The organism is Acrocarpospora macrocephala (assembly GCF_009687865.1).
Taxonomy (GTDB): domain Bacteria; phylum Actinomycetota; class Actinomycetes; order Streptosporangiales; family Streptosporangiaceae; genus Acrocarpospora; species Acrocarpospora macrocephala.
In genome coordinates this window covers 1-19,751 of record NZ_BLAE01000099.1, presented here as the reverse complement: position 1 = coordinate 19,751, position 19,751 = coordinate 1, and the positions used below count along the sequence as shown (strand labels likewise).

Below are 19,751 nucleotides of genomic sequence, written 5' to 3'. Positions count from 1 at the left end.
CTCAGGCCGTGACCAGGCTGGTGAGGTGGGCGAACATGCGCTCGGCGTCCGGTTCGCGGCCGGTGAACAGGCGGAACGCCTGCGCGGCCTGGAAGACGACCATGCCGCCGCCGTTCAGCGTCCGGCAGCCGCGCACCTCGGCCTCGCGAAGCAACTCGGTCCGCAGCGGGCGGTAGACGATGTCGGCCACCCACAGCTCGGGATGCAGCAGCTCGGCGGGGAGTGGCAGGCCGGGATGGTGGGCCATGCCGGTCGGAGTCGCGTGCACGAGCCCGTCCGCGTCCGGTACCAGCCTGGGCAGATCAGCGGGAAGGGCTGCTCCGACTCGGCCCCCGCCGAACCTTGCCGCCAGCGCTCGCGCCCGCGCGGGTTCGGCGTCGACCAGGGTGATGTGATCAGCGCCAAGGGTGAGCAGCGCGTACGCGACCGCGGCTCCCGCGCCGCCGGCGCCGAGCTGGACGATCCGCCGGGTGCGCGCGTCGGGCAGCCCCCGGGCGAATGCCTGCGCGAAGCCGGTCCAATCGGTGTTGTGCCCGATCGCCCGGTCTCCTGCGAAGACCACGGTGTTGACCGCGCCCAGCGTGACCGCGTCCGGAGACAGCTCATCCAGGTGCTCGATCACGGCCTGTTTGCACGGATGCGTGATGTTGAGCCCGTCGAACCCGAACCTCCGCGCGGTACGCACCAGCTCCCCCACCGCATCTCCGCTCACCCCCAGCTCATCGATGTCGATCAGCCGATACAGGTAGCGCAGTCCCAGGAAGGCGGCCTCCCGCTCGTGCAGCGGCGGGCTCAGGGACGGTCCGATGCCCGAGCCGATCAGCCCGATCAGGTAGGAGGTCATCAGTCCAGCCTTCCAAATGTACGAACCAGTGAGTTAGTTATAACCCGCCTACCCCGCCTCATCCAAGAGCTCGCCATATGTCCAGTTCAACCACAAATTTCGCCTCTTGACACTAGGAGACGTCGCCTGCACCATGCAGGAATCGAACCTGTTAATGAACTATCCAGTTCGTCACAACGCCCGATCACACCCCCCAGGGAGCAGTCGTGACTGATCAAACACCCGGCGTCCGGCAAGGCACGCCGCGCAAGGCGGCCGTCGCCGCCTGGATCGGTAGCGCACTGGAGTACTACGACTTCTTCATCTACGGCAGCGCCGCCGCCCTGATCTTCTCCGACGTCTTCTTCGACACGTCCGACCCCGCGACCGCGACGCTGCAATCCCTGGCCACGTTCGGGGTGGCCTACGCCGCCAGGCCGGTGGGCGCGTTCATTCTCGGCCACGTCGGCGACCGCTTCGGCCGCAAGAAGATCATGGTCTTCACCCTCATCCTGATGGGTGTCTCGACCTTCCTCATCGGCTGCCTGCCCACCCGCGACCAGATCGGCGGCCTGGCCCCCGCCCTCCTGGTCGTCCTGCGCATCCTGCAAGGCCTGTCCGCGGCCGGAGAGCAGGCCAGCGCCAACTCGATGACACTGGAACACGCCCCCGCGAACCGCCGCGGCTACTACACCAGCTTCACCCTCAACGGCACCCAGTTCGGCCAGATCCTGGCCACTCTGGTCTTCATCCCGGTCGCCGCCCTGCCCGAGGACCAGTTACTCAGCTGGGGCTGGCGCGTCCCGTTCTGGCTGAGCGTCGCGGTCGCCATCGCCGGGTACGTCATTCGCCGCCGCGTCGAGGAAACCCCCGCCTTCACCCAGTCGGTGGCCGAGGGAACCGTCGCGAGGATGCCGCTCTCCCTGCTCTTCCGCGACCACTGGACCAGCGTGCTCCGCGTCGTCTGCGCCGCCCTCATCGCCACCGTCAGCACGATCTTCACGGTCTGGGCGCTGAACTACGCCACCAGCGACGAGATCGGCCTGGACCGCGCGACCATGCTCTGGGTCAGCAGCGCAGCCAACGGGGTCGCCCTGATCGCCATCCCGCTCTGGGCCAGGCTCTCCGACCGGATCGGCCGCAAGCCGGTCTTCCTGGTCGGCGCGATCGGCAGCCCTATCATGATCTTCGCCTACCTGGCCGCGATCAACTCGGGCAACTACCCGTTGATCTTCCTGGTCGGAATGATCACGCTCGGCGTCGTCTACAGCGCCTCCAACGGTATCTGGCCCTCCCTGTACGGCGAGATGTTCACCACCGGGGTCCGCCTCTCGGGCATGGCCATCGGCACCCAGATCGGCTTCGCGGTCGCCGGTTTCGCGGTCGCGTCGGCCGCGGGCATCGTCTCCCCGGAGGGCTGGCTGGGGCTGCAGGGGTGGGTGGGAGTCGGGATCTTCACCGCGGTGCTGTGCGCAATCAGCGCGATCGCGGTGGCTTCGGCCCGGGAGACGTACCAGATTCCGACCGAAGACCTGGGCCGCGCCTCCGTCACCGCCTCGGTCGCCTAGGGTTCCTGAAGACCCGGAAGGCCACCCGAGGACGCAGGAGCGCCGGGGTCGGGTCGAGGTATCCGGTCACGCGCCAGAAGGCGTCGGCCACGGCGAGGTCGGTGGCGGCGACGCGGTGCAGTCTGGCGACGTAGCGGTTGATCAGGCGGGTGGCGAGTGGGCGGGGGCCTTTGATTTCCGGGAGTGCAAGGTCGCCGGCGGCGGAGAGTTGCCAGGCGGGGTCGATGGCTTTGGCGGCGGCCTTGTAGAAGCGGCGGGCGAGGTTGTGATCTCCAGCTTCCAGGCAGGTACGGAGGGCTTCCGCTTGCAGGGAGGCGACCGTCATCCCCTGGCCGTAAATCGGATTGAAGCTACACAGGCCGTCCGCGAAGACGAGCAGACCTTCCGGGTACGCGCGAAGCTTCTCGTAGCGGCGGCGGAGGCTCGACGGGAAGGTGTGAACGACCGGGTCGGAGAGGCGTTCGGACTTGGCGATGACCTCGTGGAAGTCCGGCGGGGTCATCTTCTGGATGAAGGTGATGAGGGCGTCCACATCGGTGGGCGGTTGAGTGCCCGCCATCCCCGCGACGGTGAGCAGCCAGCGGTCGCCCTCGCAGGCCATGAACGCCATCCCGCTGGGGCGACCGGGGACGGGGCCGACGAGAATGCCCTGTTCGGGAGCGAGCGCGTCCGGCGGAGTACGCATGAAACAGCTGACATACCGGATACCGACCTGGATGCGTTCCTCGGGGGGACGGGCGTAGCCGAGCCGGGAGAGCCAGTCGAGGGAGCGGCCGGATCGGCCCAGCGCGTCGATGACCAGGTCGGCTTCGACGGTCTCCTCGGGGCCGCCCCCGGCGCGGCGGGCGAAGCGTGCCCCGGTGATCCGGCCCGCCGTGGTGGTCAGGCCGGTGACATCGCATCCCTGGACGAACTCCACGCCCGCCAGCGCGGCGACCCGGCGGCGTACGGCGTGCTCGAGGGTAGGCCGGGTCGGCTGAAGCATGATGGGCCCGGGATGGCCACGCGTGAGGCGGTGGCCGGAGACGACGAAACGGATCTGCCGCGCCAACTGGGTGCGCGGGACGCCGAGCGCGCCCAGTTCGTGGCGAGGCCGGGGAAGAACGAGCCAAGGATCTGGGAGCCGCGCGGGAGCAGGACGTGCACGTGACGCCCCTGCGGCACGCCGCGACGATCGCGGGGTTCCACGGGGAGTTCGTCGCGTTCGAGCAGCGTCACCCGATCGAACGTCTCGCTGAGCGCTCGCGCGGCGAGCAGGCCGCCCATGCTCGCGCCGAGGACGACGGCGTGACCACGCCCCATGGCGCACCTCCTCCGGACGAATAACATGACAGTGTTATTGTGCGAGGGGCGGCAGGGCGCGTACATCCCGAAATGTGCTCTCTTAGAGGCGTCCAGCGGCGCCGTCGAGCACGAGGGCCAGCTTGCGCCGGAACCACTCGTGGGGGTCGCCGTCGATGATCTGCCGGACCACGACGGCGAAGGCGGCGGCGCCCGGATCGGCCTGCTCGGCGGCCCAGGACGCGCGGAGCCGGTCCCGTGCGGTCAGCGGATCCCCGTCGCGTACGCGGACGAGGCGCTCCCATCCGGCGTACACATCGGCGGCCAGGTCGGTGAGCGTGTCGACGACGAGCACCGCGTCGTCGTCCCCGAACCCGAACTCCGTGAGCGCCCGCGCGGTGCGGTAGAAGACCCGGGTCACGCTCGGCGGGGTCCGGGGCAGGTCGCGGATCAGGTCCGCCATCCCCGGATACGCGGCGAACACGCCCCAGACGACATCGGCCGTCTCCTCCAGGTAGGCCCGCCAATCCGCCCCCGGCCGCGGCCAGTCCGCCCGCTGGACGGCCAGATCCATCGCCGCGATCACCAGGTCGTCCCGGCTGGGCACCCGCCGGTAGAGCGAGGAGTGCCGGACCCCCAGCCGGTCGGCCACCGATGTCATGGTCAGGTCGCGGAACCCCACCGCCAGCGCGGCCTCGGCGATGTCGTCAAGACTGAAGCTGGGACGTCGTCCCGGACGAGGGCTCGGACGCGGCGTGGTCATGCCGCCCATCTTCGCGCGAGATCAGCCGCCATCCGGCCGCGCGGGTACGCTCCCGCCAGAACGCGGCATACCGGCCGCCCGCCGCCAGCAATCGATCATGATCGCCTGTCTCGGCCACCCGGCCGCCGTCCAGGACGACGATCTGATCGGCGGCCCGGACCGTGGCGAGCCGATGCGCGATCACCAGCAGCGTCCTGTCCTCGGTCAGCGCGTGCAGCGCCTCGATGACGGCGGCCTCGTTGTCGGAGTCGAGCGCGGCCGTGGCCTCGTCGAGCAGCACGATGGGCGCGTCCTTGAGGATCGCCCGCGCGATGGAGACCCGCTGCCGCTCGCCCCCGGAGAGCGCGGCGCCGCTCTCGCCGACCCTGGTCGCCCAGCCGTCGGGCAGCCGGTCCACGATCGTGTCCACCCTGGCCAGCGCGGCGGCCCGCCGGACCTCCTCGTCGGTGGCGCCGGGACGGCCGAGCCTGATGTTCTCCTCGATCGTGTCGTCGAAGAGGTAGACGTCCTGGAAGACCAGCGACAGCCGCGACATCAGGTCCTCGGTGCCGAGCTCGCGCACGTCGTGCCCGTCCACCCGGACGGCGCCCGACTGTACGTCGAAGAAGCGGGCGATCAGCCGGGTGACGGTGGTCTTGCCGGAACCGGACGGCCCGACCAGCGCGGTCATCGTGCGCGGCGGGACGGTCAGCGAGAGGTCGTGCAGGACGAGGGTGTCGTCGTAGCCGAAATCGACGTGGTCGAGCTGGATGGCGGGGGCGCCGGGGGGCGGCTGCCGTACCGGCTCGGCGGGTTCCGGGAGGGTGGGGGTGGCGAGGATCTCGGCGAAGCGGGCCAGGTTGTTGCGGCCCATCCGGAGCGCGCCGCCCAGTTCGGCGGCCAGCAGCAGCGGCTCGGTGAAGCGGGTGGCCAGCGCGAGCAGCACGATCAGCCCGGCCGGATCCAGCGACCCGCCGAGCGTCAGGTAGGTGCCGAGCGCGATCAGCGCCGTGTAGAGGACCTGCACGGCCAGCGCGTTCAACCCCAGCCCCGGGATCGCGCTCGTGACCGAGCGCCGCCCGGCCCGATACTGCTGGAGGAGTGCTGACTCCAGTTCGGTGTACGCCGGACCTGTCCTGCCGAAGCCCCGCAGTACGGCCTGAGCCTGCGCGAACTCCACCACCCTGCTGCCCGCCTCGGCACTGGCGGCATCCACAGAATGGTCCACGCGCTCCATCAGACCGGCCGTGTACCGATGTGTTCCGGCGAGCACCAGGCCGCCGACCGCGAGTGCCAGCCCCAGCCGCCAGTCGGGGAAGAGGCTCGCCACGACCACCGTCGCCGGGGTCAGATACGCCGTGACCAGCGGTTGCAGCAGATGCGCCGGCACGCCCATCACCGCGCGCACGCCCTGCACCACCAGACGCCCGATCCGTCCCACCCGGTCGGCCTGGAACCAGCCGAGTGGCAGCGCGGACAGGTGGTCGCCCAGCTGGTGGTAGAGGCTGCGCGACAGGTCGAGCCCGACCGAGAAACCCAGCACGGCCTGCCGATACTGCAGGACCCCGCACACCAGCACCGCGAGGGCGAGCCCGCCCAGCCACGGCCACGCCGCCGCCGGATCACCCGCGAACAAAGCCCGCAGCACGGGCACGATCAGCACGAAGGCCAGCCCTTGCACGATGGCGAATGCCCCGAGTGTCAGCAGATATCCCCGGATCCGGGCAGCCCCGGTCAGCATCATCAACTGCCTGATCATCGTGACCTCTCCCAAAGCGTGCGATAGACCCCGTTCTCGGCGAGCAGTTGCGGATGCGTGCCGCGCTGCGCGATCCGGCCCCGATCCAGCACGACGATCTGATCGACGCCGACGATCGTCGGCAGGCGGTGGGCGATGACCAGGACCGTGCGGCCCGCCGCCAGAGTCGACAGCGCGTCCTGGATGGCGGCCTCCGATTCGGGATCGGCGAACGCGGTGGCCTCGTCGAGCACGAGCACGGGCGTGTCGGCCAGCAGCGCCCGCGCGATGCTCACCCGCTGCGCCTCCCCGCCCGACAGGTCGGCCTCCGCGTCGTAGCCGCCGGGCAGGGCGAGTATGCGGTCGTGGATCTGGGCGGCTTTGGCGGCGGCGTATATCTCCTCGTCTGTCGCGTGGGGGCGACCGAGGGCGATGTTGTCGCGGACGGTCATCCGCAGCAGCCGTACGTCCTGGAAGACCGTCGCGACCAGCTCGCCCGGGGGGATGTCGCGCACATCGGCGCCGCCGATGCGGACGACGCCGGACGTCGGATCCCAGTAGCGGGCGAGCAGGCGCGCCAGCGTCGACTTCCCCGAGCCCGAATGCCCGACCAGCGCGGTCACCGTGCCCGGCGACATGGTCAGGTTGATGTCGCTCAGCACCTCGTTGGCGCCGTCGTAGGAGAAACCGACCTGATCGAACTCGACGAGGTGCCCGTCCGGCGCCGCTTTGACCCGCGGCTGCGGTAGTTCGGGTGCGGCGAGCACGCCCGTCACCCGCCCGGCTGCCTCCCGCGCCTCCTGCAGTGCCCCGATCCCGAAACCCAGCGTTACTATCGGCTGCCCCAGCCCGAGCCCCAGCAGCGCGAACGGCAGGATGTCCACCGCGGCCAGCGAGCCCGCCGACACCAGCGCCGTGCCCGTCACCAGAACCACGAGCAGCACGGTCACCGGCATGATCGCGCCCTGCGCCGCCGCCTCGATCCTCGTCATCGGCTCCACCCAGCTCCGGAACCGCGCCGAGAAATCATCCGCCGCCCGCGCGAACCGCTGGTACGACCGCCGGGCCTGGCCGAAGGTCTTCACCACGGCGATCCCGTGCACGAACTCCACCGCCGTGCTGTTGATCCGCGCGGTGGCCTCGGCGACCTCGCCGAGTTTGGCCTGGTAGCCACGCATCATCACCGCGTACGCGAGCAGGTAGATCGGCAACGTGCCCACCGTCGCCAGCGCCATCCGCCAATCCACCCAGAACAGATAGGCCAGCGACAACACCGGAACCACCACCGCCGACACCAGATCGAGCACCGCGTGCCCGACCAGGTGGTGCAAGCTGTTCACATCATCCTGAACCGCCGTCTTCACCGCGCCCGAGCTCCGGGCAGTGAACCACCCCAGCGGCACCGTCCCCAGCTTCGCGACGATCCCCCGCCGCAACCGCAGCTGAAGCCCCGCATCGGCCAGGTGCGTCACCGTGACCGCCACCCCCATGGCCACGATCCGCACCACAACCGCCGCGACCGCCACCCCCACGATCGCCCAGGCCCGCCCCGCGTCGCCCGCTCCCAGCAGCTCGCGAGCCAGTTCCGCCACCATCACGTACGGCACCAGCCCCGCCACGGCCGCGACGACCTGTAACCCCGCCGCCGCCCAGAGCCGCCCCCGCACCGGCGCGAGCAACTGCCCCAGCACTACAACCCCTTCTTCCCGGTCGCCCAGTACGGCTTGGTGACGACGTCCTTCCGCCGCATGCCCACCCGCTCCGCGCAGAGCAGCCCGCGCGCCTCCTGAACGCTTCGCGCGTGCCCCGCCACGTAGGCGGCGTCCGGCCGCTCGACCGCCAACTCCCGCACCCACGCCAGCATCGCCTCCCCCGGCCGTTCGCCCTCGGCCACCACCTCCAGCCTCGGCAGCAACGCCCTCGCCGCCTCCGCATCCTCCGGCGACACCTCCACCACGCCCGAAACCTTCGCGTCCGGCCCCAGCCCGACGGTCAGCGCCTCGAACAACCCCAGCGCGCTGGCGTCCCCCGCCATGAAGTGCGTCGCCCCATCCCGCACCCACGACTTGCCCCCCGGCCCCAGCACCAGCGTCTCGTCCCCCACCGTGAGGCCACGCGCCCAGTGGCTTCCCGGGCCCGCGCCGTACAGCTGGAAGACCACGTCGATCCACCCGGCCACCCCGTCGAACGCGGCCGGCGTGTAGTGCCGCAACTCCCGCTCCCCCACCCGGAACTCGATCTCACACCCCGGCTGCCACGCCCGCCCCCGCAACGCCTCCCCAGCGAACCGAACCCGCACCAACCCCGCGGACAGCACCTCCACCCCCACCACCACAGCCCGCCGCCCCATCCACCGCGTCATCGGGTCAGCAATCAACGCCGGCACCGTAGGCATACACCCTCCTCAATTAGGTAAGCCTTACCTATACGCGACAGGATGTTGCAATCACTGCCTAACCGTCAAGACCGAACCTCGGATGAGTCCCCACCCTGGTTGTGGGGAAGAGAGGGCATGTCGAGGACACCTGCGACCAGGCGTGAGAGGGTGTAGATCATGCTGACGATCGAGCGGGACATCCGGTTGGCCGGGGTCGGATACGAAGGCCTCGGACTCGACGAGTTCATCCGGCGCCTTCAGCTCTCTGGCGTGACATTGCTGGTGGACGTCCGGCTCAATCCGATCTCCCGCAAGCGTGGGTTCAGCAAGACGGCCCTGGCCGGCGCGCTGGGAGAGGCCGGGATTGCCTATGAACACCTGCGCGAACTCGGCAACCCCAAATGGAACCGGGCAGGATTCGGCGGCAGCGCAGGTGAACTGGCCAATGCCCGGGAGACGTACGCCGAGGGACTCCGGAGCCCTTCAGCCAGCGAATGCCTGGACCGGATCGCCGCGGCCGCGCGGCTGCGCAGTGTCGCGTTGATGTGCTTCGAAGCCGACGAACAGCGGTGCCATCGCGACGTCGTGCTGAACGCCGTGCGCGACCGGCTCAGTTTTGCCATGTCGGCTTGACACGTTCGGGGTAGACGACCCCCAAAATGATGAAACTCTGCGGATGCGCCTGCTGGTTGCCCACGTAGAAGACGGTGTCACGCTTCGGCGCACACATCTGCTCCAAGAACTTCTCCCGGATCACGTCCTTGACCCCGTCATCATCGCGGGCCGCGACAGTGCGCTGGAGTGCGATGAGTTCCCAGTCGAAGATCCCCTGACGGACAGAGTTCGGAGAGAATCGCGCTCTTCAGGTCGTCCCGATGGTCGGTGTCCCATGCTGACGGAGGAGGAAGGAAACCTCCCCTGGGAGGATGGCGAGGGCGAGAGAGTTCGGCGAGTGTGGAGAGCATGGGTCGAATTCGGGGAATTCTGGTTCTGGTGGCGGTTGCCATGGTGGTCGTGGCATGTGGGGGGCAGGCGGCGGTCGTCTCGGGGCATGGGGGGCATTCGGGGACGGCGGTGGTGCAGCAGCCGTTGCGGGACGGGGAGAGGTTCGTCACGCTGAAGATGGCGGAGGCGTATACGCCGAAGGGGCCCAATGGGGGGACCGATGATTATCGGTGTTTTCTGATTGATCCGGCGTTGGGGGAGGGTGCGCGGTTCCTTACCGGGGCGCAGTTCATGCCGGAGAATTTGGCGATCGTGCATCATGCGATCTTCTTCAGGCTGAGTCCTGAGCAGGCGGCGGAGGCCAAGGCGTTGGATGCGAGCACTCCCGGTCAGGGCTGGACGTGTTTCGCGGACGCGGGCGTACAGGAAGCCGGATGGGTTTCGCACTGGGCGCCCGGCACCAACGAGACCCTGCTCGATCCCAAGTACGGGCATCCGCTTCCCGGCGGAAGCCAGCTGGTCATGCAGGTGCACTACAACACCCTTGGCGGGACCGGCTCCGACCAGTCGGGAATCCGCCTGCGGGTCAGCGACAAGGCCCTCGAACCGCTCGGCACCGCGCTGTTCCCGGCCCAGGTCGAACTCCCTTGTACGGCCAAGGAATCAGGCCCACTCTGTGACCGTGCGGCAGCCGTCACCGACATCGGCCGGCGCTTCGGCCAAGAATCCATGGCCACCCCCGACCACCTGACCCAAATGTGCGGCGCACCCGCCCCCGGCCCCACCCAGCACTGCGACGTCCCCGTCGAGCAACCCGGCCACCTCCACGCCCTGGCCGGCCACATGCACCTGCTGGGCCGCTCCATCAAAGTCGAACTCAACCCCGGCACCCCAACCGCCCAAACCCTCCTGGACGTCCCCAACTACGACTTCGACGACCAGGCCCTCCGCCCCCTGAAATCCCCCGTCGAAGTCAAAGCAGGCGACACCATCCGCGTCACCTGCACCCACGACGCCTCTCTCCGCGCCCAACTCCCCCAACTCCAGAACTAACCCCCGCGCTATGTGGTCTGGGGCGAAGGCACCAGCGACGAAATGTGCCTCGGCATCGCCATCATGTCCCGCTAAGTGCCCTGAGCCGTTTCAGTTGCGGCTGAGGGTCCACGGTCCGTCCGCGTGGATGTCGACGAAGGTGGTGCCGGTCTTGAGGAGGAACTCTCCGGTGAAGGTGTCGGCGGCGTCGACCTGGAGTTCAGTGCCGTTGCCGATCACGTGGACGAGGAAGATGCCCTTGCCGGGATGCGAGGCCCGGGCGGGGGTGTGCCTGCCGATGGGACGGTCCAGGCGAAGGACCTGATCGCCCTGGCCCTGGATGGTCGGCCCGTTCCAGACCTGTGCGTCGAGTAGGGGTTTGGTGGTGGCGGTCCACGCGCCATCTGCTTGGATTCGTAACGCGGTGATCTGTGTGTTGTTTGAGCCGATCAGCCGGGTGCCCTCGTAGCGGCCGGTGGTGTTGACGAGGTCCCGCTCAGCGCCGGTCGCATCCACGGTGGTGACGATGAAGTTCGCGTTGCCGGCATGGGTGAGTGTTATCAGCCCCTCGCCGGTGGTCGGGTCGATGCGCAGCAGTGCGGGCCCCTGCCCCTGGTGGGTCTTGGGCGGGGCGAACGGAGAATAGCCAGTCGACATCAGCACCGTCGGCGACGCGCCAGGCGTCGTCACCGGTTGGCTGGAAGGCGCGGTGAGAGCCGCCGCCGGTGGCGAGGAAGCCGGTGCGGGGACAGCGGAGGGGTTGGACGCCTGGCCGAAGATGAGGAACATGACAAAGCCGCCGATCAGCAGGACGGCCGCGACTGGGGCCATCGTCAAGACGATGGCGGAGGTCACGCTCTTGGGTGGCGGTGGCTGCTGTGGATGGTGGCCATACGGCTGCCGCGTGTGAGGACCGGATGGATGGGTCATCAAGGACTCCGCATGGCCAGGTCGTGCGGGAGGAGCGACATCGCGATCCTGTCCCTCAGCTCACCGATGGTGCAACTCATGAGGTGAAGGTGTACCCGTCCTGGTAGCGGCGGCCTGGCTCGAAATACAGTCGGGACCGGACAGTCCCCCAACTGTCCGGTCCCGACTTTCACTAAGCGGCACCGCCGAGGCGCCCTCCCCCAAAGGCGCTCTGGGCGGATTCCCCCGCTTGGGATACGGTTCCCCTCCCGCATCCTTGTGACATATAGCCTGTGTGGTGGCTTTCCAGCCCCCTTGACCTGCTTCCACGCTACAGAACCGACTTTATGGAAGTCGTCATGAACGGGTGGATAGTTGGTCTGGATCTCAGGCCTGAGGCAGGTTGAGCTTGACCTCAGTCCCCCGCTCCAAGGATCTGCTGACCGTGCAATGCCGCTGGTGCACGCGTTCCGCGATCTCGGCGAACTTCTCCGGCGTGAGGCTTTCTGGAAGCTCGACCTCGTACGTGACCGTCACCGTGTCCAGCAGCGTGGGCTCGGCTTTGGTGGCGGTGATGGAGACGGCGAGCCGGGGCAGGCGGTGGCCGCGCTGGGCGGTGAGGGGTTCGACGGTGACGATGTTGCAGGCTCCGACGGCGATCAGCAGGAGTTCGACGGGGCTGAAGACGCCCTCGTCGGTGGCACTGCCGATCTTGAGGTGCGCGCCGCGTTCGTTGCTGGCGACGAAGCCGTCGGGGGTGCGTTCTACGTGTACTGGCGCCATACGCAGCACAGTACTCCGAGATCATTCTGAGATCTTTCGCGAAAGTCGTGAACAGGATCGGGAGCTCCCGCGTACCTCAGGGTGCAGAGCGAAGGAGACCGATGAACATCAACGAAGACCAGGCCCACCGCAGTGCCCGCTTCCCCGGGGCACATCGTGTCGAGATGGTGATGGGCACCCCGGTCGGCATAGATATCCGGACGGCGCTGCCCCAGCGGGAGCTGCGGCCGCTGCTGGACGACGCGTTCACCTGGCTGCGCTGGGTGGACGAGACCTTCGACGGGAGCGACGCGGAAAGCCAGGTGAGCCGGCTCGCGCGAGATGAGCTCTCGCTGGCGGAGTGCGCGCCGGAGCTGGCCGAGGTGCTCAAGCGCCGGAGCGAGTTGCGCGCCTCGATCGGCAAGGAGCCGGCGCCGGCCGGATACGTGAAGGGCTGGGCGGTGGAGCGGGTCTCGCGGGCGCTGGCGGCGGCGGGCGCGGTCGATCACTGCGTGAGCGCGGGTGGGAACGTGCGGGTGCGCGGTTCTGCGCGGCCGGGCGTGCCGTGGCGGATCGGGGTGCGCGATCCGGTCCGGAGCGCGCGGGAGCGGCTGCGCGGCTTGCGCGACCTGAACAGCTACGCGATGCGTACCGTCCTGTTCGCCCACGATCTGGCCGTCGCCACGCACGACGGCCGCCCGCGCGCGAGCGGGATCGCCGGGGTGACCGTGGTCGGGCCGGATCTGGCGGACGCGGGCGCGTACGCCGCCGCCCTGTACGGCATGAGCCTGGCCCGCGCCAAACACGTCGCCCGCCTGCTGGCCCTCCCCAAGGACACCCAGGCCACCCCGTACGACGTGCTGATCATCACCTCCGACGGCCAGGCCGTGACCACGCCGGGCTTCCTCGCGTACGCCCCCGAGAGCATGGCGGGGTGAGCTACACGTCCTCGCCGGCGTTCCTGAGCGCGTCCGGATGCCGCGCCAAGTAGTCGATGTAGATCGGGCGGAGGGCGTCGCCGAGTTCGCCCTCACCTGATCCGAGCGCGTCGCTGAGCAGCGCGGACACCCGGCTGAGATCGTTCGCGGTCTCGTCGGAGTGTCCGCTCGCGGCTTCGGCGGCCGGGATCACCTTCAGCAGCTCCCACAGGAATCCGAAGTCGCCGTGCCGGACCGCGTAGCGCACGGCGCGGTCGTGCAATTCTTTGGCGGACAGCTGCGCCAACTGGTCGACGTCCATCTCTCACCCACCCCCAATTGGACATTTCCCCCAGGATCACCACTTATGCAAACATAATGTGACGATGTGCTCGCGCTATGACGCATCCACATTCGCACTGCGCAAACGGGGTGCGGGCGTGGAAGGATCACAGCTGTGATTAAGGTCATCCTCAAGATCGTGGTAGTCGCCGCCTCCCTCTGGGTCGCCACTCAGGTAGTGGACGGCATCACCGTCGAGAGCAGCGACACCACCAGGCAGATCGGCACGCTCCTCGCGGTCGCGCTGATCTTCGGAATCATCAACACGCTCCTGAAGCCGATCATCAAGGTCGTCGGCTGCGCGTTCTACGTGCTCACGCTCGGCCTGTTCGCGCTGGTCGTCAACGCCGGCCTGCTCTACCTGACGAGCTGGATCGCCGGGAAGATCGACCTGCCGTTCCACGTGGCCGGCTTCTGGGCGGCGTTCTGGGGCGCGATCATCATCGGCATCGTGTCCTGGCTGCTCGACCTGATCCTCGGTGTCAACGACTGACCGCGTCGTCCCCCTCGACGGAACCTCTCTGACCTGCGCGCAGGTCAGCGCGATCGGCTCCGGCCGCGCCACGGTCACGCTCGGCTCGACCGCCGCCGCCGACCGTTCCTGGCGCGCCGCCACGGCCCTGGCCGGACCGGTGTACGGCCGGACCACCGGCGTGGGCGCGAACAAGGACGTGGCCGGACAGCAGGGCCTGGACCTGCTGCGGAGTCACGCGGCCGGGGCCGGGCCGCTCATCGGTCCCGAGCGGGCCACAGCGATGCTCGCGGTCCGCCTCAATCAGCTGCTCCGCGGCGGCTCGGGCCTCGACCCGGCCCTGCTCCCGGTCCTCGCGGACGCGATCAATGGGCGCGCGGTCCCGCCCATCCGCGAGTACGGCGCGATCGGCACCGGCGACCTGACCGCCCTGTCGACCACCGCCCTCTGCCTCCTGGGCGAAATTTCGTGGAATGGCCCGACATTTCCACTAGAGCCCACCGACGCGCTCCCGTTCATCAGCTCCAGCGCCCTCACCCTGGCCGATGCCGCCCTCGCCCTCCACGACCTGCGGAGGCTCCTGGAGTCATCGATCAGAATCACCGGACGCACCTGGCAGGCCGTCCAAGCATCCACGGAGCCCCTCGCCGAACCTGTCCAGAACACCCACGTCGCCGCCGAACTCCGCGCGATCCTCCCCACCACGACCCCCCGCAGAATCCAGGACCCCTACGGCTACCGCGCCTTCCCTCAAGTCCACGAGGCCGCCTTCACCGCCCTACAAAACGCCGAAATTTCGGTCACCACCGCGATCAACTCCGCCCTGGAAAATCCCCTTATCGCCACCGAAGCCCTCCACAACGGCAACTTCCACACCGGCCCGATCGCCCTCACCCTCGACACCCTGCGCGCCGCCCTCACCCAGACCGCGTCCCTGTCCACCGCCCGCCTCGCCACCCTGATGGAACCCGCCTACACTGGCAGGCTCCCGTTCCTGGCGGCCACCGAGGGCGCCTCCGGACTGCTGATCCTGGAGTACGTCGCCCAGGACGCCCTGGCCGCCCTCCGCCAGCTCGCGACCCCCGTCACGACGGGCAGCGCCGTCATCTCCCGAGGTGTCGAGGATCACGCCGGTTTCGCGACTCAGGCGGCCCGGGCTTGTCTGGCCACGCGTGAGCCGTACGAGATCGTCCTGGCCTGCGAGCTGATCGCGGCCGACCGCGCCCTGAGCGGCCCGGAACCCGACCGGCCGATCGACATCGAGGCAGCCAGGCGACGGCTACACAGCCCCGACTGAGGTGCGATCCCGCAGGAACGGCTCCTGCGTGATCCGGCGCCTCCGGATCGTCCCGTCGGCGGCGCCGAGCACCAGCCGTACGGCGGCCTGCACGATCCCGTCCAGGTTCCAGTTGACGCTGGTCAGCCCCAGGAGCTCCGACATCGGATGGTCGTCGTAGCCCATCACCGACACGTCCCGCGGCACGTTCAGGTCCAGCGAGCTGGCGGCCATCAGCACGCCGTACGCGATGGAGTCGGAGAAGCAGAACACCGCGCTCGGCCGGACGGCGGCCGACAGCAGCGAGCGTGCCACCTCGGTGGCCGGGGCCAGGCCCTGCGGGCAGGTGAGCACCTCGATGTCGAGGCCGAGCCGCTGCGCCTCGTCGTTGACGAGCCGGTCGGCGGGCCGGTCGGGGGTGCTGGCCTGGGTGGGGGTGAGCACGGCGACCCGGTGGTGCCCCATGGCGCGCAGGTACTCCAGCGCCATGGTCACCCCGCTGTGGTTGTCGAAGACGACCTCGGCGGCGGTGCGCGCGTCCTTGAGCGCGTCGCCGATCACCACGACGGGCAGGGATTCGGCCAGGGCGGGCCAGAAGGCCGCGGCCGGGTCCACCGGCTGGACGATCAGGCCGTCCACGCCGCGCAGCTGGCGGGCGAGCGTGCTCTCCCGGTCGGGGTCGCCCGCCGCGTCCAGGATCAGCGCGTAGTGGTCCTTCTCCCGCAGCGTGCGCCCGATGCCGACGGCCAGCGACTGCTGCCACAGGTCTTCGAGCGACGAGCAGAGCACGCCGATCATGCCGGTCTTGCCGCTGGCCAGGGCCCGTGCGATCGGGTCGGCCTCGTAGCCGAGTTCGGCCGCCGCCCGGCGCACCCGCCGCTGGGTCTCCTCGGAGACCTGCATGCCCCGCAGGGCGTAACTGACCGCCGCAGGTGACAGGCCGGTCGCCTTGGCCACCTCGCGAATCGTCGCCCTCTTGCGCTGAGGCATCGAATCAGCCTACGCCCGCTCCTTGACACAAATGGGGTGAAACGCTTCACTGAAGCGTATCAGTGAACCGTTTCACCTCACGAGTGTTCCGTTGGGGTGCGGATACCCTGTAATATCAGTCGGGAATAGGGGTTATCGAGGAGGGACCATGGGCGTGGACGTGCACCAGCACATCTGGCCGTCCTCGTTCGTCACCGCGCTGCGCGCCCGCACCGCGCCCCCCTACTTGGACGACTGGACCCTCATCCTCGACGGCGAGCCTCCCTACCAGGTCAATCCCGACGACCACGACATCGACCTACGGGTGAAACGCAACGCCGGGCTGGACCTCGCGCTCGTCTCCCTGTCCAGTCCCCTCGGCATCGAACACCTCCCGCCGGACGAGGCCTGGCCGCTCATCGACGCCTTCCACACCGGCGCCGCCACCCTCCCCGCGCCGTTCCAAGCCTGGGCGTCGGCTCCGGTAACCGATATCGATTCGGTACGACTCGCGCACGCCCTCGACGCGGGCTTCGCCGGGCTCCAACTCCCGGCGACGGCGATCTCCGACCAGGCGGGGCTGGCGAACGTGGCCCCCCTGCTGGACGAGCTAGCCGCCCGCGGCCTCCCCCTGTTCGTGCACCCGGGCCCGGCGACGAGTCCCGGCACCCCCGCTTGGTGGCCCGCCGTGGTCCCGTATGTCCAGCAAATGCACGCGTCCTGGTACGCGTTCCAAACTTTCGGGCGGCCCCGCCACCCGGACCTCAAAGTCTGCTTCTCGCTGCTGGCCGGGCTCGCCCCGCTGCACTCCGAGCGGCAGATCAATCGCGGCGGCACCAGCCGCGGCCAGGTGGACGCCGGCCTCTACGTCGAGACGTCCTCCTACGGCCCGCGCGCCATCGACGCCGTCATCCGCGAGCTCGGCATCGACGTGGTCGTGAACGGATCCGACCAGCCCTATGCCGAATCGGCGTCGCTGGACTTCGGCGACGCCGCCCGCCACGCCATCCAGGTGGCCAATCCGGCCCGTCTGCTGTCCCGAAAGGAGTCGCCCTCATGAGCACGCCCACTATCCCGGTTCCTCAGACATGTCCGACTCCCCTGGACGAGCTGCCCGCGCGGGCCCTGGATCGGCGCGAACTCTCCGCGCTCGTCAACGGGCTGGCCGCCCAGCCCGAGCTGTGGGAGGAGCACCTCGGCTTCGACGGCGCGGAGGACGGGGGGCGGCATTACGCCAGCCTCTACCGGGACGCGTACGTGGATGTCTGGCTGCTCTGCTGGCGGCCCGAGGACGACACCGGCTGGCACGACCACGACATCTCCTCGGGCGCGGTCCGGGTGGTCAACGGCGCGCTCACCGAGTGCAACCCGCGGATCGGCGGCGAGCACCTGGAGACCACGGTCAGCGCGGGCGAGTCGTTCACCTTCGGGCCCGACCACATCCACCGGCTGACCGGCGCGGAGCACGGCAGCGTGTCGATTCACGCGTACTCGCCGCCGTTATGGCGTCTGGGGCAGTATTCGATCCGGGACGACGGCATGATGCGCCGCCAGTCGGTCAGCTACGCCGACGAGCTGCGCCCGCTCTGAAGAGGGTGTTTTGAGAGGCACGAGGTGCATCTCAAAACACTCTCTTCACGCAGCAGGTCGAGCAGGCTTCCTCGTCGGGGAGGGTGACCCACAGGCAGCAGGTCCGCCGCCGGTAGCCGTCCTCATGCGGTTCGATCAGGCCGTCCACCGGGCGGCCGATCGATCGCAGCAGGTCCTCGGCTCGCTGGTAGGGGCCGGTTTCCAGGAGCAGGCCCGCGAAGGCCTCGGCGGTCGAGCCCCACAGGTTGCGCCGCCCTATCCGGGTCAGCTTGGAGATCGCTTCGATGAGCGGCTGCTGCCCGTCGAGTAACGCCTCCCTGATGGTCGCGCCAAGATCGTCGCTCACCACCGTGCCCGGGGTTCCCGCGACGGGATCCCCGGGTTCGACGGCGACTGTGATCTCGGTGGCCGCGATCGTCACTCCCGCGTCGGACGGGCGCACCATCGTGTGCTCCAGCCGCATCAACGGGACGCGCCGGTTGATCGACCACCCGAGCGCGATCGGAAAGATGTGCCAATACGTGTAGGTCTTCCAGAACACGGCTGCCGCCACGTGCCGCGGCGCGTTCCACTGCTCAGCTGTGTCATCCACGAACCCGGCCAGCGCTTGGTACGGCTCCCGCGCCAGTTCCCGGGCCGAAAGCCAACCGTCTGCGGAGGATTCCGTCACCAGGCCCGGCAGCACGCCGAGGATGCCGTCCCGCTCGGCCGCGGCTTTCTCCAGGGTGGCGTTGAGCTCGGCCAGCACGGGATGCTCCTTTAGGTTAGCCTTACCTAATCGTAGCCTCTTCCTTGGTGATCACGACAGGGCGGGCGGCGACCAGGCCGAAGGCCAGCTGGATCACGCAGACGGCCAGGCCGGCCACCAGGGGCCAGGTCCAGCCGCCGGTGAGCTGGTTGAGCAGGCCGATCACGAACGGGCCGAGGGCGGCCAGGAGGTAGCCGAAGGACTGGGCTATCGCCGAGAGAGCGGTCACCGAGGTGGGGTCCGGGGCGCGCAGCGTGATGATCAGCAGAGCGAGCGCGATCGAGGCGCCCTGGCCGACACCGAGGATGATCATCCAGAGCCAGGGCAGTGTGGCCGGAGCGAGTAATACAGCGAGATATCCGGCGATGGTGAGAACGGCCGCTGCGGTCACGTGCGGGACCTGGGAGCGGGCCCGCCCGGCGATGATCGGCACCCACAGGGTCGCGGCGATCTGGATGAGGTTGGTCAGGCTGAGCAGGTATCCGGCCTGGTCGGCGGGGAGACCGGCGTCCTGGAAGATGGTCGGCAGCCAGGCGAGCATGATGTAGAACGACATGGACTGCATGCCCATGAACGCGGTCACAAACCAGGTCACCCGGCTGCGCAACAACCGCCGAAACGGCCGCGGACCAGTGCTCGCCACCGGAACCGGCCGCCACGCCTGCGGAACCCAGACAATCGCCGCCAACACGGCCAGCAGCGCGACCGACCCCGCAGCCACCCGCCACCCGTAGGCGTCGGCCAGCGGCACCGCCAACGCCGAGGCCCCCGCCGCACCGGCGACCAGACACGAAACGTAGACCCCGGTGTACAGCCCGATCTTCTCGGGAAAATGCTGCTTGACCAGGCCCGGCATCACCACATTCATGATCGCGATAGCCGTCCCAACCAGCACAGCCCCGCCATAAAGCCCGAACAGCCCATCCGAACTACGCAACACCGCACCCACGGCGAGCACCAGCAACCCCACCAGGAGCGCCCGATCCAGCCCGAACCGCGTAGAAATAAGCGGCGCGGCCGGCCCAAGCAACCCAAGACAAACCACCATCACCGTGGTGATCGCCCCACCCGCCGCCGGCCCAAGCGCGAGATCATCCATGATCGCCCCAAGCACCGGCGACAACCCCGCCAACGCAGGCCGCAAATTCAACGCAGCCAACACAAACCCAACAACCAGAAGCAACCAGCCGGGACGCCTCATAGGCACCAAACCCTACTGCCCCGGCTAACGGACAGCCCCGGCACCATGGTTCTCCCACC

Annotated in this window: 23 protein-coding genes; 10 read left to right on the top strand and 13 right to left on the bottom strand. The window is 69.0% G+C overall.

Annotation, left to right across the window (positions count from 1 at the left end):
* Nucleotide 1: 1 nt before the first annotated feature.
* Nucleotides 2-844 carry a shikimate dehydrogenase gene (locus Amac_RS49635; RefSeq protein WP_155361407.1) on the bottom strand — a complete coding sequence of 281 codons (843 nt, stop codon included), beginning with the start codon at nt 842-844 and terminating at the stop codon, nt 2-4.
* A gap of 206 nt (nt 845-1,050) precedes the next feature.
* Between Amac_RS49635 and Amac_RS49630 the strand changes: the two genes are divergently transcribed.
* Nucleotides 1,051-2,391, top strand: coding sequence for an MFS transporter (locus Amac_RS49630; RefSeq protein WP_155361406.1), 1,341 nt, complete (start codon nt 1,051-1,053; stop codon nt 2,389-2,391).
* Here Amac_RS49630 and Amac_RS49625 read toward each other — a convergent pair.
* Nucleotides 2,372-3,376, bottom strand: coding sequence for an NAD(P)/FAD-dependent oxidoreductase (locus Amac_RS49625; RefSeq protein WP_155361405.1), 1,005 nt, complete (start codon nt 3,374-3,376; stop codon nt 2,372-2,374). The genes Amac_RS49630 and Amac_RS49625 overlap by 20 nt on opposite strands.
* 12 nt (nt 3,377-3,388) lie before the next feature.
* Here Amac_RS49625 and Amac_RS49620 point away from each other — a divergent pair, with 12 nt between their 5' ends.
* Both Amac_RS49620 and Amac_RS49615 read left to right on the top strand, forming a co-directional pair.
* Nucleotides 3,389-3,541 (top strand): hypothetical protein, encoded by a 153-nt coding sequence (locus Amac_RS49620; RefSeq protein WP_155361404.1) that lies wholly within the window; start codon nt 3,389-3,391, stop codon nt 3,539-3,541.
* Nucleotides 3,532-3,717: a hypothetical protein gene (locus tag Amac_RS49615; protein ID WP_155361403.1), complete on the top strand. Its 186-nt coding sequence runs from the start codon at nt 3,532-3,534 to the stop codon at nt 3,715-3,717. Before Amac_RS49620 ends, Amac_RS49615 begins: the two co-directional genes overlap by 10 nt.
* Before the next feature lie 58 nt (nt 3,718-3,775).
* Here Amac_RS49615 and Amac_RS49610 read toward each other — a convergent pair whose 3' ends face one another.
* From Amac_RS49610 to Amac_RS49595, 4 genes are read right to left on the bottom strand one after another with little or no spacing between them, the layout of a single operon-like run.
* A complete protein-coding gene (locus tag Amac_RS49610) occupies nt 3,776-4,435 on the bottom strand; it encodes a TetR/AcrR family transcriptional regulator (protein ID WP_170323051.1) in 660 nt (219 codons plus the stop codon).
* A complete protein-coding gene (locus tag Amac_RS49605; RefSeq protein ID WP_155361401.1) occupies nt 4,380-6,173 on the bottom strand; it encodes an ABC transporter ATP-binding protein in 1,794 nt (597 codons plus the stop codon). The genes Amac_RS49610 and Amac_RS49605 overlap by 56 nt, the downstream gene beginning before the upstream one ends.
* Nucleotides 6,170-7,843 (bottom strand): ABC transporter ATP-binding protein, encoded by a 1,674-nt coding sequence (locus Amac_RS49600; protein WP_246269207.1) that lies wholly within the window; start codon nt 7,841-7,843, stop codon nt 6,170-6,172. Before Amac_RS49600 ends, Amac_RS49605 begins: the two co-directional genes overlap by 4 nt.
* The gene (locus tag Amac_RS49595; protein WP_155361400.1) at nt 7,843-8,547 is read right to left on the bottom strand and encodes a siderophore-interacting protein; all 705 of its coding nucleotides are present in this window, start codon (nt 8,545-8,547) and stop codon (nt 7,843-7,845) included. Before Amac_RS49595 ends, Amac_RS49600 begins: the two co-directional genes overlap by 1 nt.
* 159 nt (nt 8,548-8,706) lie before the next feature.
* On the opposite strand from Amac_RS49595, the gene Amac_RS49590 reads away from it, so the two are divergent.
* A complete protein-coding gene (locus Amac_RS49590) occupies nt 8,707-9,162 on the top strand; it encodes a DUF488 domain-containing protein (RefSeq protein ID WP_155361399.1) in 456 nt (151 codons plus the stop codon).
* On the opposite strand, the gene Amac_RS58495 is transcribed toward Amac_RS49590, so the two are convergent.
* Nucleotides 9,140-9,355, bottom strand: a complete 216-nt coding sequence (locus Amac_RS58495; protein ID WP_507762650.1) for a DUF8757 domain-containing protein — start codon at nt 9,353-9,355, stop codon at nt 9,140-9,142. The genes Amac_RS49590 and Amac_RS58495 overlap by 23 nt on opposite strands.
* A gap of 167 nt (nt 9,356-9,522) precedes the next feature.
* Between Amac_RS58495 and Amac_RS49585 the strand changes: the two genes are divergently transcribed.
* Nucleotides 9,523-10,527 carry a monooxygenase gene (locus Amac_RS49585; protein WP_218041748.1) on the top strand — a complete coding sequence of 335 codons (1,005 nt, stop codon included), beginning with the start codon at nt 9,523-9,525 and terminating at the stop codon, nt 10,525-10,527.
* A 90-nt stretch (nt 10,528-10,617) separates the two neighbouring features.
* On the opposite strand, the gene Amac_RS49580 is transcribed toward Amac_RS49585, so the two are convergent.
* Together Amac_RS49580 and Amac_RS49575 are read right to left on the bottom strand one after the other, a co-directional pair.
* Entirely contained in the window at nt 10,618-11,337 is a 720-nt protein-coding gene (locus Amac_RS49580; RefSeq protein ID WP_155361398.1) for a hypothetical protein, read from the bottom strand.
* 465 nt (nt 11,338-11,802) lie between these two features.
* Nucleotides 11,803-12,198 (bottom strand): OsmC family protein, encoded by a 396-nt coding sequence (locus Amac_RS49575; protein ID WP_155361397.1) that lies wholly within the window; start codon nt 12,196-12,198, stop codon nt 11,803-11,805.
* 101 nt (nt 12,199-12,299) lie between these two features.
* Here Amac_RS49575 and Amac_RS49570 point away from each other — a divergent pair, with 101 nt between their 5' ends.
* Nucleotides 12,300-13,115, top strand: coding sequence for an FAD:protein FMN transferase (locus Amac_RS49570; protein WP_155361396.1), 816 nt, complete (start codon nt 12,300-12,302; stop codon nt 13,113-13,115).
* Between the two features lies 1 nt (nt 13,116).
* Here the strand turns inward: Amac_RS49570 and Amac_RS49565 are convergent, their stop codons facing one another.
* On the bottom strand, nt 13,117-13,416 hold the full coding sequence (locus Amac_RS49565; RefSeq protein WP_155361395.1) for a hypothetical protein: 300 nt from the start codon (nt 13,414-13,416) through the stop codon (nt 13,117-13,119).
* A 138-nt stretch (nt 13,417-13,554) separates the two neighbouring features.
* Between Amac_RS49565 and Amac_RS49560 the strand changes: the two genes are divergently transcribed.
* Both Amac_RS49560 and Amac_RS49555 read left to right on the top strand, forming a co-directional pair.
* On the top strand, nt 13,555-13,929 hold the full coding sequence (locus Amac_RS49560; RefSeq protein WP_155361417.1) for a phage holin family protein: 375 nt from the start codon (nt 13,555-13,557) through the stop codon (nt 13,927-13,929).
* The gene (locus tag Amac_RS49555) at nt 13,916-15,205 is read left to right on the top strand and encodes an aromatic amino acid lyase (RefSeq protein ID WP_155361394.1); all 1,290 of its coding nucleotides are present in this window, start codon (nt 13,916-13,918) and stop codon (nt 15,203-15,205) included. Before Amac_RS49560 ends, Amac_RS49555 begins: the two co-directional genes overlap by 14 nt.
* On the opposite strand, the gene Amac_RS49550 is transcribed toward Amac_RS49555, so the two are convergent.
* Nucleotides 15,188-16,174 (bottom strand): LacI family DNA-binding transcriptional regulator, encoded by a 987-nt coding sequence (locus Amac_RS49550; protein WP_155361393.1) that lies wholly within the window; start codon nt 16,172-16,174, stop codon nt 15,188-15,190. The two genes, Amac_RS49555 and Amac_RS49550, sit on opposite strands and share 18 nt — an antisense overlap.
* Nucleotides 16,175-16,322: 148 nt before the next feature.
* On the opposite strand from Amac_RS49550, the gene Amac_RS49545 reads away from it, so the two are divergent.
* Together Amac_RS49545 and Amac_RS49540 are read left to right on the top strand one after the other, a co-directional pair.
* Entirely contained in the window at nt 16,323-17,213 is an 891-nt protein-coding gene (locus Amac_RS49545) for an amidohydrolase family protein (RefSeq protein ID WP_155361392.1), read from the top strand.
* Nucleotides 17,210-17,743: a cysteine dioxygenase gene (locus tag Amac_RS49540; protein WP_155361391.1), complete on the top strand. Its 534-nt coding sequence runs from the start codon at nt 17,210-17,212 to the stop codon at nt 17,741-17,743. Before Amac_RS49545 ends, Amac_RS49540 begins: the two co-directional genes overlap by 4 nt.
* Before the next feature lie 31 nt (nt 17,744-17,774).
* Here Amac_RS49540 and Amac_RS49535 read toward each other — a convergent pair whose 3' ends face one another.
* Both Amac_RS49535 and Amac_RS49530 read right to left on the bottom strand, forming a co-directional pair.
* Nucleotides 17,775-18,491: a (2Fe-2S)-binding protein gene (locus Amac_RS49535; RefSeq protein ID WP_155361390.1), complete on the bottom strand. Its 717-nt coding sequence runs from the start codon at nt 18,489-18,491 to the stop codon at nt 17,775-17,777.
* A gap of 22 nt (nt 18,492-18,513) precedes the next feature.
* Entirely contained in the window at nt 18,514-19,692 is a 1,179-nt protein-coding gene (locus Amac_RS49530; protein ID WP_155361389.1) for a CynX/NimT family MFS transporter, read from the bottom strand.
* Nucleotides 19,693-19,751 lie beyond the last annotated feature (59 nt).

Bases quoted from the DNA above. Each gene is read 5' to 3' on its own strand.
- Amac_RS49545 (WP_155361392.1), top strand. From the start codon at position 16,323: ATGGGCGTGGACGTGCACCAGCACATCTGGCCGTCCTCGTTCGTCACC.
- Amac_RS49550 (WP_155361393.1), bottom strand. From the start codon at position 16,174: ATGCCTCAGCGCAAGAGGGCGACGATTCGCGAGGTGGCCAAGGCGACC.
- Amac_RS49605 (WP_155361401.1), bottom strand. From the start codon at position 6,173: ATGATCAGGCAGTTGATGATGCTGACCGGGGCTGCCCGGATCCGGGGA.
- Amac_RS49540 (WP_155361391.1), top strand. From the start codon at position 17,210: ATGAGCACGCCCACTATCCCGGTTCCTCAGACATGTCCGACTCCCCTG.
- Amac_RS49595 (WP_155361400.1), bottom strand. From the start codon at position 8,547: ATGCCTACGGTGCCGGCGTTGATTGCTGACCCGATGACGCGGTGGATG.
- Amac_RS49565 (WP_155361395.1), bottom strand. From the start codon at position 13,416: ATGGACGTCGACCAGTTGGCGCAGCTGTCCGCCAAAGAATTGCACGAC.
- Amac_RS49625 (WP_155361405.1), bottom strand. From the start codon at position 3,376: ATGCTTCAGCCGACCCGGCCTACCCTCGAGCACGCCGTACGCCGCCGG.
- Amac_RS49530 (WP_155361389.1), bottom strand. From the start codon at position 19,692: ATGAGGCGTCCCGGCTGGTTGCTTCTGGTTGTTGGGTTTGTGTTGGCT.
- Amac_RS49590 (WP_155361399.1), top strand. From the start codon at position 8,707: ATGCTGACGATCGAGCGGGACATCCGGTTGGCCGGGGTCGGATACGAA.
- Amac_RS49610 (WP_170323051.1), bottom strand. From the start codon at position 4,435: ATGACCACGCCGCGTCCGAGCCCTCGTCCGGGACGACGTCCCAGCTTC.
- Amac_RS49635 (WP_155361407.1), bottom strand. From the start codon at position 844: ATGACCTCCTACCTGATCGGGCTGATCGGCTCGGGCATCGGACCGTCC.
- Amac_RS49575 (WP_155361397.1), bottom strand. From the start codon at position 12,198: ATGGCGCCAGTACACGTAGAACGCACCCCCGACGGCTTCGTCGCCAGC.
- Amac_RS49570 (WP_155361396.1), top strand. From the start codon at position 12,300: ATGAACATCAACGAAGACCAGGCCCACCGCAGTGCCCGCTTCCCCGGG.
- Amac_RS49620 (WP_155361404.1), top strand. From the start codon at position 3,389: ATGGCCACGCGTGAGGCGGTGGCCGGAGACGACGAAACGGATCTGCCG.
- Amac_RS49580 (WP_155361398.1), bottom strand. From the start codon at position 11,337: ATGGCCCCAGTCGCGGCCGTCCTGCTGATCGGCGGCTTTGTCATGTTC.